Annotated in this window: 13 protein-coding genes and 3 pseudogenes; 10 read left to right on the top strand and 6 right to left on the bottom strand. The window is 72.0% G+C overall.

Features of this window, described 5'->3' with window-relative positions:
• Position 1: 1 nt before the first annotated feature.
• Positions 2–2242, bottom strand: a complete 2241-nt coding sequence (tap, locus tag PV343_RS11955) for a telomere-associated protein Tap (RefSeq protein WP_319146832.1) — start codon at positions 2240–2242, stop codon at positions 2–4.
• 341 nt (positions 2243–2583) lie between these two features.
• On the opposite strand from tap, the gene PV343_RS11950 reads away from it, so the two are divergent.
• The 7 genes from PV343_RS11950 (at position 2584) to PV343_RS11920 (ending at position 10511) form a co-directional block, all read left to right on the top strand.
• Entirely contained in the window at positions 2584–3681 is a 1098-nt protein-coding gene (locus tag PV343_RS11950) for a winged helix DNA-binding domain-containing protein (protein ID WP_319146831.1), read from the top strand.
• Between the two features lie 169 nt (positions 3682–3850).
• The gene (locus PV343_RS11945) at positions 3851–5674 is read left to right on the top strand and encodes a SpoIIE family protein phosphatase (RefSeq protein WP_415923487.1); all 1824 of its coding nucleotides are present in this window, start codon (positions 3851–3853) and stop codon (positions 5672–5674) included.
• A gap of 459 nt (positions 5675–6133) precedes the next feature.
• Positions 6134–6625 carry an ATP-binding protein gene (locus tag PV343_RS11940; protein WP_319146829.1) on the top strand — a complete coding sequence of 164 codons (492 nt, stop codon included), beginning with the start codon at positions 6134–6136 and terminating at the stop codon, positions 6623–6625.
• A 139-nt stretch (positions 6626–6764) separates the two neighbouring features.
• Positions 6765–7568 carry an alpha/beta fold hydrolase gene (locus tag PV343_RS11935; protein WP_319146828.1) on the top strand — a complete coding sequence of 268 codons (804 nt, stop codon included), beginning with the start codon at positions 6765–6767 and terminating at the stop codon, positions 7566–7568.
• Positions 7568–8857: a PP2C family protein-serine/threonine phosphatase gene (locus PV343_RS11930; RefSeq protein WP_319146900.1), complete on the top strand. Its 1290-nt coding sequence runs from the start codon at positions 7568–7570 to the stop codon at positions 8855–8857. The genes PV343_RS11935 and PV343_RS11930 overlap by 1 nt, the downstream gene beginning before the upstream one ends.
• On the top strand, positions 8854–9207 hold the full coding sequence (locus tag PV343_RS11925) for an STAS domain-containing protein (RefSeq protein WP_319146827.1): 354 nt from the start codon (positions 8854–8856) through the stop codon (positions 9205–9207). Before PV343_RS11930 ends, PV343_RS11925 begins: the two co-directional genes overlap by 4 nt.
• 92 nt (positions 9208–9299) lie before the next feature.
• On the top strand, positions 9300–10511 hold the full coding sequence (locus tag PV343_RS11920) for a glycosyltransferase (protein ID WP_319146826.1): 1212 nt from the start codon (positions 9300–9302) through the stop codon (positions 10509–10511).
• A gap of 16 nt (positions 10512–10527) precedes the next feature.
• On the opposite strand, the gene PV343_RS11915 is transcribed toward PV343_RS11920, so the two are convergent.
• Positions 10528–11391 (bottom strand): GNAT family N-acetyltransferase, encoded by an 864-nt coding sequence (locus PV343_RS11915; protein ID WP_319146825.1) that lies wholly within the window; start codon positions 11389–11391, stop codon positions 10528–10530.
• Positions 11392–11575: 184 nt separating this feature from the next.
• On the opposite strand from PV343_RS11915, the pseudogene PV343_RS11910 reads away from it, so the two are divergent.
• Positions 11576–11672 (top strand): annotated as a pseudogene (locus PV343_RS11910).
• Positions 11673–11803: 131 nt separating this feature from the next.
• On the opposite strand, the gene PV343_RS11905 reads toward PV343_RS11910, so the two are convergent.
• From PV343_RS11905 to PV343_RS11895, 3 genes are all read right to left on the bottom strand, one after another.
• On the bottom strand, positions 11804–12406 hold the full coding sequence (locus PV343_RS11905; protein ID WP_319146824.1) for a nucleotidyl transferase AbiEii/AbiGii toxin family protein: 603 nt from the start codon (positions 12404–12406) through the stop codon (positions 11804–11806).
• The gene (locus tag PV343_RS11900) at positions 12403–12771 is read right to left on the bottom strand and encodes a hypothetical protein (RefSeq protein WP_319146823.1); all 369 of its coding nucleotides are present in this window, start codon (positions 12769–12771) and stop codon (positions 12403–12405) included. Before PV343_RS11900 ends, PV343_RS11905 begins: the two co-directional genes overlap by 4 nt.
• Positions 12772–12975: 204 nt before the next feature.
• The gene (locus PV343_RS11895) at positions 12976–13173 is read right to left on the bottom strand and encodes a hypothetical protein (protein ID WP_319146822.1); all 198 of its coding nucleotides are present in this window, start codon (positions 13171–13173) and stop codon (positions 12976–12978) included.
• Positions 13174–13406: 233 nt separating this feature from the next.
• On the opposite strand from PV343_RS11895, the pseudogene PV343_RS11890 reads away from it, so the two are divergent.
• Positions 13407–13503: pseudogene (locus PV343_RS11890) on the top strand.
• Positions 13504–13680: 177 nt separating this feature from the next.
• Positions 13681–13853 (top strand): annotated as a pseudogene (locus PV343_RS40395) (IS256 family transposase); the annotation flags it as partial.
• Positions 13854–13860: 7 nt separating this feature from the next.
• Here PV343_RS40395 and PV343_RS11885 read toward each other — a convergent pair.
• On the bottom strand, positions 13861–15081 hold the full coding sequence (locus PV343_RS11885) for an MFS transporter (RefSeq protein ID WP_319146821.1): 1221 nt from the start codon (positions 15079–15081) through the stop codon (positions 13861–13863).
• Positions 15082–15230: the final 149 nt, after the last annotated feature.

The raw sequence follows: 15230 nt of genomic DNA, 5'->3' as shown, positions 1-15230 counted from the left end.
CCTATTCTCCGGTGTCCTTGGCGGTGACCTCGCCGGTCTTGATGTAGCGGGCGAGGTTCGCGACGTGGCCGTCGCCGGCGAGGCGCTCGAGCACGTCGGCGCCCCACAGCACGCTCTGGGTGCCCTCGTGCTTGACCATCCCGGGGGAGACGCCGAGCCGGAAGCTGCCGGGTACGGTCTTGCCGTCGGCGCCGTAGGGCAGGACGTCCAGCGGGCCGGGCCCGTCGGCGGCGTACACGGCGCAGTCCGAGAGGACCGCGACCGGATAGCGGCCGGTGGCCGCGGCCAGGGCGGCCATCTTGCGGTGCATGTTGATCCGGGCCCGGGAGATCACGGTGGCCCGGATGTCGGGGCGCCAGGTGGGCCGTGCCAGGGCGGGCCACGCCTGCCCCGGCTTCCAGCCGCCGCCGCGCGCCCTCTCCTGCAGCTTGCCGATGCCGCCCTTGACGGTCATCTTGACGGCGCCGAGAACGAGCGCCAGCTCCGGGTCACGACTGCGGTAGCCGTCCATCGCCTTGAGGAACTCGGCCGGGGACAGCTTCTCGCTCACTCCCAGGTCCGCCATGGTGGCGACATAGGCGTCGCGCAGCCGCTTGTACCAGCCGTCCAGGAACCGGCCGCTCTCGCGGCGCACCCACGCCTCGAGAGGCGCGACGTCGTAGCCGAGTTCGACGGCGTAGGCCACGGTGGGCGTGGCGTACCAGGCGGGGCCCTCGGGCGGCCGGCCGGTCGGCGTGAACGGGCTGGGGAGCAGGGCGCCCTCGAGGTCGCGCCACTGCTTGCCCACCTTCACCCGGTTCAGGTCGACGTGGGAGAGGTCGACCAGCCAGGAGCCGGGCAGCGCCGCATCGAACGCCGGGTCGGTGACGTGCACCGGTGGCGCGGCCAGCCCGACGACAGCGCCGTTGGCGGCCGCACCGAACGCCAGGTTGACGTCGATCCCGACCAAGTGGCGTCGCATGCACTCCTCGTCGGTCATCTCCCGCGCCCAGTCGTAGGCCTCCTCCAACAGCTTCTCGCCGGGGCCACGTACATGGAACCGCGGAAGGTCGGCGAGGACCGGGTGTCCGTCGGGCGCCTCGCACGGCGCCGGGTCGAGGGGCTGCGTTCCCAGGGAGCCGGGCCGGTGCTCGCGGTGCCGCTTGCCGTCGGCGTCCGGGGCGCCGGCGCGGGTCGGCGGGTTGAGCGCCGTCATCAGATGCAGCCCCGTTACCGCGGTGGACCCGACCGGCGTCATCACCCTGGACGCGTACACGCCCAGCACCCGCGCAAGCTCCGCGGGCTCCAGCTGCGCGGCATGGCCCCACGCGCGGTCGTCGAGGGCGTGCCAGGAGGGGATGCACACCTGCACGCACCGCCGTCGGCCGCCCTGGGCGGGGCGGTAGATCCGCGCCCACGGTCCCAGCCCCCGCTTGGTCAGCTGCCACTCGGCCCGCTGCAGCTGCTTGACGACCTTGTGCCCCTCCGGGAGCCGCCCGGAAAGCCGCTCTTCGTGCGACAGCTCGGCGGGCAGGCCGTAGCGCTCGCACGCCGCCTTTGTGAGCACCAGCAGGGGATCGGCGTCCTTGCCCGAGCTGTGCAGCCGCTCCGCCCCGAGCCGGCCTTCTGCGAGCGTCCATTCCACCAGGGCGGGCAGGGACTTGGCGGGCACGTCCACGATCAGGCCGCCGACCCCGTAACCGGTCACGTTCCGCTCGGCGTCTGCGTCGAGGACGAGCAGCGGACCGTGCGCGTACGCGCCGCCGGGCACGGAGGCGTGCGCCGGGGCGGCCTTCGCACCCGACGGGCGACGTGCGGCGGATGAGGGCCGGGCAGAAGGCGCCGGACCTGACGTCGCAGCCGGTGCGGGAGCAGCAGCGCCGCCCGCGGGCGCGGAGGCGGCGGGCGGGGCGGAGGCGTCGGGCGGGGCCGGGGCTGCGGTCTCAGGAGCCGCTCCCGTGGGTGCGGACGGCGCGCTGAGCGCTGGACTGGTGTCCTTTCCTGACGCACCGGTGCTCTCAGGGGCGGGATAGAGCTGCGTGAGCTGCTTGAGCAGGCGCGCGTACGCCTCCCGCTGCGGCGGCCGCGGCTCGGTCTTGCCCATCTCCCAGTCTCCGACGGTCGCGCGTCGCACACCCAGGGCGGCGGCCACTTCGTCAAGGGTGAGCGCATGCGCCTGGCGCAACCGCCTGCGCTCCGCCGGCGGGGGCAGCGGGGACCGTGACGCCACCAGCGCATCCACCGCGTGGAACAACTCGGACATGAAGCACCTCCGCGACGCCTCTCGTAACCCCGATCCTAACCCTCCCAACCGTACCTACGGCGTACGTAGACCGTGCGAAGCGAGGGTGTCCGCCCGCGGGCCCGCTCCCTCCGGCCCGGTGTGCCGTGGGGGACTCCGCCGCGGTGACCGCCCCCTACGGGGGCCTCGCGCCCGGTCGTCGTCTCGCCGCCGGCGTCTGCTCCCCTTCACCGGCTTCCCGGGCGCCCAAGTGCCCCGCCCCGCTGGCACCTTCACCGGCTTCCCGGGCGCCCAAGTGCCCCGCCCCGCTGGCATCCTCGACAAAGCCGTTTCCTGACCGCGCCGGACGAGGGGCACAGCCGATGCTCGACCACGACAGTCTCCGCCGGCGACGGGCCTGTGCCCAGGCCCTGGCCGGCGGGGTGCGGGAGGCTTCGGCCGAGGCGGTCCTCCGGCGGGTCTGCGCCCTCCAGGCCCAGGACGCCATGGCCGCTGACCTGGGCATCCGGGTGAGGGGGCGGGACATCACCGCATCCGCGGTGCGCACCGCGTACGAGCAGGAGCGCAGCATCGTCCGCGGCTGGTACCTGCGCGGCACCCTGCACACCGTCCGCGGCGAGGACGCCCGCTGGATCCTGCGGCTGCTCGCCCCCCGGATCCTTGCCGCGACCGGCCGCCGCTACCACCAGCTCGGCCTGCACGAGGATCTGCGCCGGCGCGCCGACCACCTCCTGCGGCAGGTCCTCACCACGCACGGCCCCCTCACCCGGGCCGAGCTGACCGGCCACCTCACCGGTCTCGGCATCCCGCCCGACGGGCAGGCGCCCTTCCACCTGATCCGCCACGCCGCACTCACCGGCATCCTCTGCCACGGCCCCCGGCGCGCCGGTGAGGCCACGTATGTGCTGCTCGACGACTGGCTGCCCGCCCGCGGTGGGGGCGCCCCGTGGGACGCGGACGCCGCTCTCGCCGAGCTGGCCCGCCGCTACCTGGCCGCGCATGCGCCGGCGGGCGCGCAGGACTTCGCCGTCTGGTCCGGGCTGCCGATCTCCTGGGCCCGCCGGGCCTGGGGCACGCTGGCGCGGGCCGGTGTGCTCACGTCCGACGGCGACCTCACCACGCTCGCCGGGCAGGCGGGGGAGCGGGAGCGCCCGCCCGAGACTCCCGACGCTGCCGAGGCTCCGGACGTGCGGATGCTCCCCGCCTACGACAACTACCTGCTCGCCTACCGCACCCGCGACGTCTGCGTGCCCGTGGCGCACCAGGCCCGCGTCTGGCCGGGCGGCGGGATCATCCGGCCCACGGTCGTCGCCGACGGCCTGGCCGTGGCCACCTGGGCGCGCCGCGACGCGGGGCGCTCGATCACGGTGCACCCGTTCGAACCCCTGTCGCCGCAGCTCGAATCGGCCGTGGACAGCGAAATCAGCGCAGTGAGCCGCTTTTTCACCCAGTCCGGTTAACACCCAGTCCGGTCAAGGGGAGCCCCGGCTCACCGTGCGGGAGTGGTGGGCTGGTGGCGGCACGGCCCGGGGACAGCCCGGGAAAGCCGCCGGGCGACGGCGTGGACAGACGGCTCGCGGGGGGAAGGGGGAGTACTGATCGTGGCCGGGGTATCTGCTTACTCTGGCGGTGTTCCGGAGCGGCAGGACAGGACGCATAGCGGTGGCGGGCGAGAGGGACGCGGCTCTGGCCGGGAGGTTGGCCGCACTGGCACGAACCGGTTTGTCGGCGTCGGCGGACGCGGCGATGGACCGGTTCGCGCGGCTGGTCGCGAACGTGCTGGATGTGCCGGTGGCGCTGGTGGCGCTCGCCGAGGACGGCCGGCAGGTCTTCCCGGGCATGGCCGGGGCGGGCCGGCCGTGGTCGGTGTCCCGGCAGGCCGCACTGGCCGACTCCGTGTGCGCGTACGTGGTGGAATCCGGCGCCCCGCTGGTGGTGGCCGATGCCCGTACCGATCCCCGGACGCTCAGCGGACCGGTGGTCACCCACCTGCACGCGGCCGGTTACATGGGCGTGCCGCTGACTGATCCCCGCGGTGTCGTCCTGGGCGCGCTGTGCGCGGTCGATCCCCGCCCGCGCCGGTGGAGCGAGCGGGAGGTGCAGGCGCTCGAGGACCTGGCCGCCGCGTGCGAAGCGGAACTGCGGCTGCGGATCGTCTCCCGGCAGGCCGAGGAGGCCCGCGCCGAGACCGCCGCGCTCCTGGCGCGTTCCGAGCTGGTGCTGCGGGCCTCGGAAGTCCTGGCCGACACCACCGGGGTGGAGGAGGTCCGCACCCAGGTCGGTGAGCTGATCACCAGCGATCTCAAGCCCGTCTACGTCGGCTTCAGCCTCGAACCCGTATCCCGCCCGGCCCGTGCCCGCAGGCAGCCGCGTGCCCACGCCCAGGCGCCGCAGGTCGACCCGGACGGCGGCGCCTGGCCCACGGCCCGCGCCGTGCAGGACAAGCGCCTGGTGGAGGTGCACGGCGCCGGCGAAGTCCGTGCCGCCTACGGCCGTCACGCGGCCGCCCGCTGGGAAAGCCTCGGCTTCGCCTCCATGGTGTGCCTGCCGCTGACCGGCACCCACCGCACGTTCGGAGCGCTCGCCCTGGCCTGGGACACCCCCCACCGTCCCGATGTGGCCGAACGCGCGGTCCTGTACGCCGTCAGCGGCTACGCCGCGCAAGCACTGGAGCGGGCCCTGTTCCTCGACGACCGCATCGACGTCGCCCGCCAGCTCCAGGAGGCCATGCTCACCGACCTGCCCACCGTCGACGGCCTGGAGATGGCCGCCCTGTACCGCCCCGCGGCCGCGCAGGACATGGTCGGCGGCGACTGGTACGACGCCTTCACCCTCAAGCGCGCCCCCGACGGCGAAGCCGCCGCGCTCGCGGTGACGATCGGCGACATCACCGGCCACGACATGCGCGCCGCGACCCTGATGGGACAAGCACGCAGCATGCTGCGCCAGGCCGACCACGACCACCCCGACGGCGGCCCCGTGACCGCCGTCCAGGCACTGGAGAGCGCCAACACCGCACTGGACCTCGACCTGTCGGGCACCCTCGTCCACGCCCACCTCACCCCCGCCGCCGACGGCTGGACCCTGACCTGGACCAACGCCGGCCACCCCGCCCCCCTGCTCGCCCGGCCCGGCCTCTCCTGCGAGCAACTCGACGGCCACGACCTGCTGCTCCACCCCAGCCTGCACGGCCACCACCGCACCCAGCGGCGCCTGCACCTGCCCGCCGGCGCCACCCTCCTGCTCTACACCGACGGGCTCGTCGAACGCCCCGGCCAGGACATCGACGCCGGCATCCAGCGCGCCTGCGCCCTCCTGCGCGAGGGCAGCGGCCGCCCGCTGGAGGAACTGCTGGAGACGATCGTGGACCGCGTCGCGGGCGACGCGCCCGGCGACGACGTCGCCCTCCTCGCCCTGCGTGTGACCCACCCGCACCACGCCGATCCGGCATAGTGCGGCCCCCACGATTCGGCCCGGAGCAGCGGGGCGTAGCTGCGGGGATCGCAGGTAGGGTTGCTGCCGTCACGCCGGGAGGTGTGTGGTGTGCCGGGAAGTCTGGTCGGCGATCTGACCGTCATGCCGGAAAGGCCACGCCGTGCCGCCTCAGTGTCCTGCCTCGAACGATCTGATCGAGGAAGTCTTGCGTCGTTTCGAGCTCTATGCACGGATTCGTGCCGGGCGGGACAGCCTGCTGCATACGCAGCGCAGTTCGGCCCAGGACGAGGACATGGCCTTCCAGGAGCTGGAGGCCGCCATGGTCCGGCTCCGTGAGAGGCAGGGCTGAAAAAAGAGGGGGCGCACAGGCAGCCGTGTGGACCCTTGGTGCGATCCAGCGCCGTCGGACATCCGCCGCCGCATGAACCGCGACTACCCGGGTACACGCGCGGGGATGTTGTGATTGGGGGGGGGCGAATGACGCTCGTAAGGAAACCGGACCCGGCGTCGGCGGACGGCGCGGCGCCGGACAGGCCGGTCATCAAGACCAGTGCCGCCCTGGTCGGAGACGGCACGGACATCGCCCAGGGCCGTCACCTGGCAGCCGCCTTCCTCACCCGGGTCCAGGCCGAACACGGCCTGCCCGTCTCCCAGCGCGCCATGGACCTCACCCAGCTGGTGGTCAGCGAACTGGTGACCAACGCCCGTAAGTACGCTCCGGGACCGGTGCTGCTGGACCTCAAGATCACCGGTGGCACGGTCGAGGTCGTCGTGTGGGACTCCGAGCCGGTGCTGCCGGTCGCCCGGGCCGCGGACGCCGGCCGGGTCGGCCAGCACGGCCTGGAGATCGTGATGGCCGTCGCCCAGGGCTTCGAAGCGCAACGCGAGCCGGTCGGCAAACGCATCACCGCCCGCATCGCCCTGGCGGACGACCCGGGCGGCGCCCTCTCCGGACGCCGGCCCCTGTAGCATCCGGCCGCTTTTCAGAAGGGACGCGAGTCGTCACGCGCCGGACCGGGGCGGCGGAACGGTTGGCCCGGCTGATGCCGGGGAGTTGAGCTGCTCGGGCGTGCCGAGGGCGCGGTTCGAGGATTGAGAGACTGTGGTCATGGACATTGCCCGAAGGAACCATGTGACCGTCACCGGCAACCCCGAGGGGCGTGCGGTGGTGCTGGCGCACGGGTTCGGCTGTGACCAGAACATGTGGCGGTCGACGGTTCCAGCGCTGGCCCGGGACTACCGGGTGGTGCTGTTCGACTACGTGGGCTCGGGCCGTTCGGAGCCGACCGCCTTCTCGGAGGAGCGCTATGCGTCGCTCCAGGGGTACGCGCGCGACGCGGTCGAGGTGTGCGAGGCGCTCGACCTGCGCGACGCGGTGTTCGTCGGGCACTCGGTCAGCTCGATGATCGGGGTCCTCGCCGCCGGCATGGCTCCGGAGCGGATCGGCGCGCTGGTGATGGTCGCGCCGTCTCCGCGCTACATCGACGACGACGGTTACCGGGGCGGGTTCAGCGCCGAGGACATCGATGAACTGCTGACGTCGCTGGAGTCGAACTATCTGGGCTGGTCGGCGGCGATGGCCCCGGTGATCATGGGGAACGCGGAGCGGCCGGAGCTGGGTGTGGAGCTGAAGAACAGTTTCTGCGCCACCGACCCCGACATGGCACGCGTCTTCGCCCGGACCACGTTCCTGTCCGACTCACGCGACGACCTGAAGAGCGTGCGGGTGCCGACGCTGGTACTGGAATGCACCCAGGACGCCATCGCCCCGCGCGAGGTCGGCGCCTACGTCCACCACGCCATCGCCGGCTCCACTCTGGTCACCCTGGACGCCACCGGGCACTGCCCGCACCTGTCCGCGCCCGAAGCCACCAACGAGGCGATCCTCGCCTTCCTGGGGGACCTGCGATGATGTGCCGCGCCGACCAGCAGGGCGACCCGCAGGACGCGGACGACGGCACACTCGACACCGCGGCCTTCGCCGCGCTGCTCGAGGACAGTGCCGAGGACCTGTACGACCGTGCCCCGTGCGGGTATCTGTCGACGCTCATGGACGGCACCATCGCCAAGATCAACGGCACGCTGCTGGCCTGGATCGGCCGGGAACGCGAGACGGTGGTGGGCCGGATGCACTTCGCCGATCTGCTCACCGTGGGCGGCAGGCTCTACCACGAGACCCACTTCGCGCCGCTGCTGCGGATGCAGGGCGAGATCAGCGGGATCGCCCTGGACATCAAGCAGGCCGACGGGGGCCGGATACCGGTGCTGGTCTCCTCGGTCGTCAAACAGGGCAGCATGGGCGAGCCCCTCCTCATCCGCACCACCGTCTTCGACGCCCGGGACCGCCGGGCCTACGAAGAGGAACTCCTGCGCGGCCGGAAGGCGGCCGAGGAAGCGCGCAGGCAGGCCGAAGCCGACCGCGCGCGGCTGCAGGAAGCCCTCGCCGTGCTCCAGCAGTCGCTGCTGCCCGACACCCTGCCGAAGCTGGCGGGGATGGAGACGGCCGCCTACTACCACACGGCATCGCCCGACCGGCTGGGCGGCGACTTCTACGACGTCTTCCCCATCGACGGCAAACGCTCCGGATTCTTCCTCGGCGACGTGTGCGGCAAGGGCCCCCAGGCCGCCGCACTCACCTCCCTGACCCGCTACACCCTGCGTGCCGCCGCCTTGCACAACGCCGATCCCGTCTCCGCCCTGACCACGCTGAACACCGTGCTCCACGAGCGCTACGCCGGCAGCGGAGACCCCCGCTACTGCACCGCGATCTACGGCACGCTCGTCCCCGACGCCACAACCGGGCAGGTCGCCGTCCACCTCGCCTCCGGCGGCCACCCGCCCTGCCTGGTCCTGCGCAGCGACGGCACCGCAGGCTTCCTGCCCACCCCCGGCGGCCTCCTCCTCGGTGTCCTGCCCACGGCACGCTTCGCCACCGCCACCACCGTCCTCGGCCCGGGCGACACCCTCCTGCTCTACACCGACGGCCTCACCGAAGCCCGCACCGGCCAGGACCGCACGAGCCTGTACGGCGACGACGCCCTGCTCGGCTTCGCCGCACGGCACGCCGGGCAGCCGCCCCGCACGGTCGTCCGGGCCCTGACCGGCCTGCTGGACGGCTTCGGCGCAGGCCTCGAGGACGACACCGCCGTCCTGGCCCTGGGCGTCCCGGCAGCCGACCCGCACCCCACAAGCAGCTCATGAGCCCGCTGAAGATCACCGCCCGTGACGCCGCAACCGGTCCGGTTCTGGCGGTCTTCGGCGAACTCGACTACGCCCACGCCGACGAACTGCGCGAACGGATCTCCCTGACCACCGTGCGGCCGGGCCAGCGTCTCGTCCTGGACCTGGCAGGCATGGAGTTCTGCGACTCCAGCGGCATCACCGCACTGCTCGCTGCCCGCAACCACGCCCTCGCCGCCCAGGCGGACATCGTCCTGGCGGCCGTACCGGCCCACACGATGCGCATCCTGCACATCGTCGGCCTCGACCAGATCTTCCCCCTCGCACCCGACAGCGAGACCGTCACCGGCGCAGATGCCGGCCGGGTGTGAGAACGAGGCTCGCGGGCATCACCCGCGAGCCCTGAACCCGGCGGTCACAGCCGGCGAGCGACGACGCCCGGCCGGCGGGGAGAATCGCCCCCATGCGGATTCTGATCATCACCGCCGGCTCACGCGGAGACGTCGCCCCCTACACGGGCCTCGGCCGGCGCCTGCGGGACGCGGGCCACCACGTCACCGTCGCGGCCCACCCCTCCTTCCAGGCACTCGTCGCCGGCTGCGGACTGGACCACCGGCCGATGCCGGGCGACCCGCAACAGCTCATCCGGGACTGGGCCCGGGCCACATCACGGGAGGAGACCCGCGCGCTGACGAGGGCGTACGCGGACGGGCTCGCCGACGGAGTGGCACAGGCCGTCGCGGCCGGAGCCGACCTGCTGCTCACGGCCTCCGGCCCGGCACCGCTCAGCCGCACCGCCGGCGAAGCGTTCGGCGTCCCCGTCCTCGGCACCTACCTCGTCCCGGCCCTCGCCACCGGACGGTTCCCGCTGCCCAACGCCCACAGCACCGACGACCTGGGCACCGAGGGCAATCTCGCCGCCGGCCGGGACGTGCTCAGACGCGCGGAAGCGGTCTTCGCGGGCGCCGTCACCGCACTGCGCACCCGCCTCGACCTACCGGCCGAGTCCCCGGCCTCGGCGGACGTCCGCCCGGTCTTCCACGGCTTCAGCCCGCAGGTGGTACCGCGCCCCGAGGACTGGCCGTCCTGGGCCCACGTGACGGGCTACTGGTGGCCCGCACGCCCCGACGGCTGGCACCCACCGGCCGAACTGGCCGACTTCCTCCAGGCCGGGCCGCCCCCGGTGTTCATCGGGTTCGGCAGCATGGCGGTGGGGCAGGGAGAACGGCTCAGCGAACTGGTGGCCGCGGCGGTGAAACGGGCCGGCGTGCGCGCGGTCGTGCAGGCGGGCTGGGCCGAGGTGAGCGGCCGCGGCGCCGACGTCCTGGCCGTCGGCGACGTCCCGCACGACTGGCTGTTCCCGCGCACCGCCGCCGTCGTCCACCACGCCGGGGCGGGCACCACCGCGGCCGGACTGCGCGCCGGCGTACCCGCCGTGCCGGTCCCCGTCATGGCCGACCAGCCGTTCTGGGCGGCCCGCCTGTGCGGACTGGGAGTCGCCCCGCGCTCGATCCCGTTCCAGGACCTCACCGCCGAAGCCCTCGGCGACGCGATCACGGCCTGCGTGTCCGAGCCGTCCCACCACCGCCGCGCGGCCGAACTCGCCCGCGCCATCGCCGCCGAGGACGGCAGCGCCCCCCTGCTCGCCCACATCGCCTCACGCGGCGCCGCGTGAGGCCGGCCGGCGCGGCTCAGTCCCCGAACCCCCACACCGCGAAGTCCGTCACCTTGCGGTAACCGATCCGCTGGTACAGGGCGTTGCTCGTGGGATTGGCAAGATCGGTGAACAGGAGCACATGGGCCGCCCCGCCCGCCACGGCGGCGCGGCTCACCTGAGCGGTCACCGCACCCGCGTAGCCGCGGCCGCGCAGATGCGCGGGCGTGTACACCGGAGCCACCCGCACCTGACCCGCCGACTCGGGGGTCACCCCGGCCATGGAGACCGGCACGCCGTCCGGGGCCTCCCAGAAGGTGACACCGCCCTGGGCGATGCGGCCGTCGGCCCACGGACCCGCCCCCTGTCCGGCACTCTGCCCGACCGCCTCCTTGAACGCGTCGTACCAGCGCATCAACAACTCCCGGTCGGCCGGCCCGGCCACCCGCGCCCGCCCCTCAGGAGCCGGCTCGGGAACACTCAACTCGTCCAGTTCGTAGAGCCGCTGACGCTGAGTGAGCCTGACCGCCGCACCGGTCTGCCGCTGCCAGGCGGCGGCGAGACCGGCCGCCGTGCCCTGTTCACCGGAGACCCCCGCGAGCCGATGACCGACGCCGGCCAGACGCGCCACCAGCGCCTCGGCCCCCTCGACACCGACAGGACTGAGATGAAGCGGGAACGGCGGCGTGTGCAGGAACGCGGCGCCGATCCGCCCGTCCTCACCGCGCGCCACCCCGAACAGGGGAGCCTCGTCGCTGTACAGATGCCGCCCCCGGCTGCACAGGGCAGCCAGCACCGTCAGCAGAACCGTGTGCAAGGCAGGCCGGGACCCCAGGAAACCACCCGCCCACTCCCTGAACTCGCGCGGGTCATCGGTCAGTTGCCAGTCATCAGGACGCATACGACCATGATCCGGCCCCACGGTCCCGCCCCGACACCCGTTTTCGTTCGCCCTGGGCAGGAGGCTGCGTGTGCGCGGTGGGGGACTGAGGACCGGACGGGCGTGTCAGCGTGCTGTCAGCCGGTCCTGCCACAGTTGTTCCTGTGAACGGCGCAAGGGGGCCAGCCCCCTAGGCCGGACACAGGGAGAGGTGCCCGGAGTGGTTGATCGGGGACCAGCGAGCTCGCCTCACGGTCGGGCCCCTTTGGGGGCCCACGCAGGTTCGAATCCTGCCCTCTCCGCAACAAACCCCTTCGGGTGTCGAAGCCGGGTGGAAGGCTGCCCGGCATGAGAGCTTCCAGCCGACCCGCTGGCTCCGAGGTCGGCCCGCGACTTCGCGGCGCGCTTTTGCCCCGGTGCCCAGCTCACCTAGTCAGAAATCGTCGGGGTCCTCCTCGACCTGTAGCCGTGCGGCGATGTCGGTGGCCCAGCCCAGAGCCCATGCCCGCAGAGCGTCGATCTGATCGGGCTGGAGCCCGTAGTCGGCGTAGTCCTGGTCATCCCACCACTCAGCGCCGGCGAGACGGTCGTGCAGGTCTTCCAAGCTGAACTCGTATCGGGCGTGACGGCGGCCGAAGTTCTCGAGCTCGGCTCGGGACCGGTGCTGGGATGCGGCGTGGACGTCGATCAAATCGCGCACCGCACCTCTGTCGGCAAGGGCGCGCACCTTAGTTCCGATCACGTCATCGAGCGACAGGACGGGGCCGTACTCGCTGGATGCGGGAGGGTGCCACAGCACCTCTTTGAGGACGTCGACCTCGCACTCTTCGCCTGTATCGGGGTCGGTAACAAGGAGCCGACCGGAGAGAGCACCAATCTCAATCTGTTCGACCTGCCAACCACGTTCCGTGAGCCCCTCACTCACGACCAAGCCGTGAGCTTGGACTGCGTACCCGCCAGTGATCACCAGTGGATACGGAGTCCCGATGTCGAGGATGTCGGTCAGGAGACGACGGTGCAGGTCGGAGAGGCTCACGCGGCAGTGACGGCCTTGTCCTTGTCCGCGGGCAGCTCAGGAAAGCGGGCCTCCCAGGCGTCGCGCAGGGGGCGGCTGATCAACGTCCGCAGAATTGGCCACTGGGCGATGAGCAGGCCGCGGTTGAGGAAAGCGACCAAGTCCTGCTGTTGCCCCTCCGCCAGTACGGTGCGGTAGAGGCTCATCCGTGACCGTGGCTGGCTGAGCCCGTACGAGCGACGACCAGACCATACGACGTGCAATGGCAGATCCACCGTGCCGGTTGTCGGCCCGGCGAGCTCCTCCAAGGACGTGGGAAGCCGCGAGGCGTACTGCTCGCGCAGCATCGTGTATGCGCTCGGCGTCGAGGTGGAGGGCACGGACATGCCTCTTAGTATCGCTCCACGAGCCTCACCATGACCACGGAACCGGACAGCCCGCGTGGAATAGCGGCAATGCCTGCAGTGGGCAGATAGACGCAAGCACGAGCAACGGCTCCAGGCTCAACCGTGCGGCCCGGCAGCAAACGAGGCCGAAGACCATGCAAAACGATCACGCTCAGATCGGCAGTGAGTACCGGGCAGCCAAAATCAATGAACGCGGTCTGCGGCGTCGGGCCCGCATGCAGGGTCCGCCACGAACGAACTCAGCCGATACGTGGTCGGCTGCACCAGACGGCCACACAGCGTGTCGATCCGGAGCGTCGATTCGTCGATCTGGATCTCCCCGGCACGCAGACGGCGCATATAGGTCTGCCACTCTTCCTCGTCTTGCGTCTCGAAGACCACTTCCCACCGTCCTGCGCCCACCGCGTCACGTGCCGCGAGCTGCCGTCTCGCGGCCTCTTGCCGTCGTTTCCTCTTCCGCTGTCCTGGCACCAGACCAGAATCGGCGACCGATGCCGGCACAGCAAAGCGAATAACCCCACCGAAGCCTCGCCGCGTCAGCGCGCTGTCAGCCGGTCCTGCAACAGTTAGTCCTGTGAACGGCGCAAGGGGGCAGACCCCGGGGCCGGACACAGGGAGAGGTGCCCGGAGTGGTTGATCGGGGACCAGCGAGCTCGCCTCACGGTCGGGCCCTTTTGGGGGCCCACGCAGGTTCGAATCCTGCCCTCTCCGCAACAACCCCCCTTCGGCAGCTCAGGGAAGTGGTCCTCCCAGGCGTCGCGCAGGGGACGGCTGAGCAACGTCCGTAGAGTCGGCCACTGGGCGATGAGCAGGCCGCGGTTGAGGGAAGCGACCAGGTCCTGCTGCTGCCCCTCCGCCAGTGCGGTCCGCTAGAGGCTCATCCGTGACACTCGCGGCGCGGGCAGCCCGGCCGTAGCCCTGGCCATGATGTTCAAGCTCGTCGAGCCCGCCCAGGCTCGCTGGCCGCGATCACCGGCGCCCACCTCGTCGCTCTCGTCCGCTCCGGCGCCAGATTCAAGAACGGCGTCTTGATCGAGCGCGCCGAATCCACGGCGGCCTGATCACATGTCACCCGATGCTTGGCAGTGCGAAGCGCCGGAAGTCCGGGACCGCCATGTACAGCGCCAGCATGACTGCCACCACCAGCAGGCCCCCGCCCGTGACCGCCCACATGGGACCGACCACGGAGGCCGCTGCGCCGTGGACCAGGCCCGCAAGGCGTGGGCCGCCGGCGGCTATCACCGTGTCGGCGCCTTGCAGACGACCTCGCAGCTCGTCGGTGACGACGCTCTGAAGTGCGGACTTGCGGTACGCGCTCAGCACAGTGAGCGCAGCGCCGGCCAGGACGAGCAGGGCCGAAGCCGCCGCCAGGGACCGGACCAGGCCGAACCCGGCGATGGCCCCGCCCCAGCAGCAGACCGCGCCGCAGATCGCGGCGCCATAGCGACGGTCCCGGGTGAAAGTCCCGGACAGCAGTCCGGCCAGCACGCTGCCGACCGGGATCGCCGCATACAGCACGCCCACGACGTCAGCGCCGCGCAGTCCTGCGGCGAGCTGCGGATACACCGCGTAGGGCAGGCCGAGGAAGAGCGCTGAGAAGTCGGCGGCGTAGGTGACGACCAGGACCTTGTTCATGGTGAGCAGTCGGAGCCCGGCCAACACGCCGTTCCCGCCAAGGCCGCGTCCGCCGGAACCTACAGGCGGCAGCGGCGGGAGGCGCCACACGGCCAGGAGCGTCGCTGTGAGCGCCACGGCATCGATCAAGTAGAGCGCGGGGCTCCCGACCACAGGCAGCAGCGCGCCGGCCAGCAGCGGGCCCGCGATTCCCGCTGACCAGGAAGCCGTCGACTGCAGCGTGTTCGCCGCCGGAAGGACTGCAGCGGGTACCAGGCGTGGGACGACTGCGCCGCCTGCGGCGGCGTTCGCGCCGAAGCAGGCCTGCTGCAGCCCCACAAGGACGAGCAGTAGCACCACCGAACGAAGGTGGGCCGCGGCTTGGAACCACAGCAGCAGCGAGGCCACCCCGATCCCGGAATTGGTGCACAGCAGCACCAGACGTCGGTCGGCGGTGTCCGCCACGGCTCCTCCCCACAGCGACCCGAGGACCATCGGAACGAAGCCGACAAGACCTGCGAGTCCGACGTCTGCGGAGGAACCGGTCAGGCCGTAGATCTGCATCGGCACGGCCACCGCCGTGAACTGAGCACCCGACGTCGTGATCGCACCCGCGAGCCACAGTCTGCGGAAGTCCCTGTGCCGCAGCGGCTCGATATCCATGAAGATCCGCATGGCCAAACGCTGGGGCTTGCCCCTGCGGCAAGGTCAAGGCCTGCCCACAGGAGGTCAATGACCGTGGTCTCTGGCATCGGGCTCGCATGCGTGTCAGCGTCCTGTCAGCCGGTCCTGCGACAGTTGGTCCTGTGAACGGCGCAGGGGGC

The organism is Streptomyces sp. WI03-4A (assembly GCF_033792105.1).
Taxonomy (GTDB): domain Bacteria; phylum Actinomycetota; class Actinomycetes; order Streptomycetales; family Streptomycetaceae; genus Streptomyces; species Streptomyces collinus_A.
The sequence above is the reverse complement of the archived record's forward strand: the minus strand, read 5'-3'. Positions and strand labels throughout refer to the sequence as shown.

Coding starts and splice junctions, on each gene's coding strand:
- PV343_RS11935 (WP_319146828.1), top strand. CDS start 6,765: ATGGACATTGCCCGAAGGAACCATGTGACCGTCACCGGCAACCCCGAG.
- PV343_RS11885 (WP_319146821.1), bottom strand. CDS start 15,081: ATGCGGATCTTCATGGATATCGAGCCGCTGCGGCACAGGGACTTCCGC.
- PV343_RS11930 (WP_319146900.1), top strand. CDS start 7,568: ATGTGCCGCGCCGACCAGCAGGGCGACCCGCAGGACGCGGACGACGGC.
- PV343_RS11925 (WP_319146827.1), top strand. CDS start 8,854: ATGAGCCCGCTGAAGATCACCGCCCGTGACGCCGCAACCGGTCCGGTT.
- PV343_RS11900 (WP_319146823.1), bottom strand. CDS start 12,771: ATGTCCGTGCCCTCCACCTCGACGCCGAGCGCATACACGATGCTGCGC.
- PV343_RS11940 (WP_319146829.1), top strand. CDS start 6,134: ATGACGCTCGTAAGGAAACCGGACCCGGCGTCGGCGGACGGCGCGGCG.
- PV343_RS11920 (WP_319146826.1), top strand. CDS start 9,300: ATGCGGATTCTGATCATCACCGCCGGCTCACGCGGAGACGTCGCCCCC.
- PV343_RS11915 (WP_319146825.1), bottom strand. CDS start 11,391: ATGCGTCCTGATGACTGGCAACTGACCGATGACCCGCGCGAGTTCAGG.
- tap (WP_319146832.1), bottom strand. CDS start 2,242: ATGTCCGAGTTGTTCCACGCGGTGGATGCGCTGGTGGCGTCACGGTCC.
- PV343_RS11950 (WP_319146831.1), top strand. CDS start 2,584: ATGCTCGACCACGACAGTCTCCGCCGGCGACGGGCCTGTGCCCAGGCC.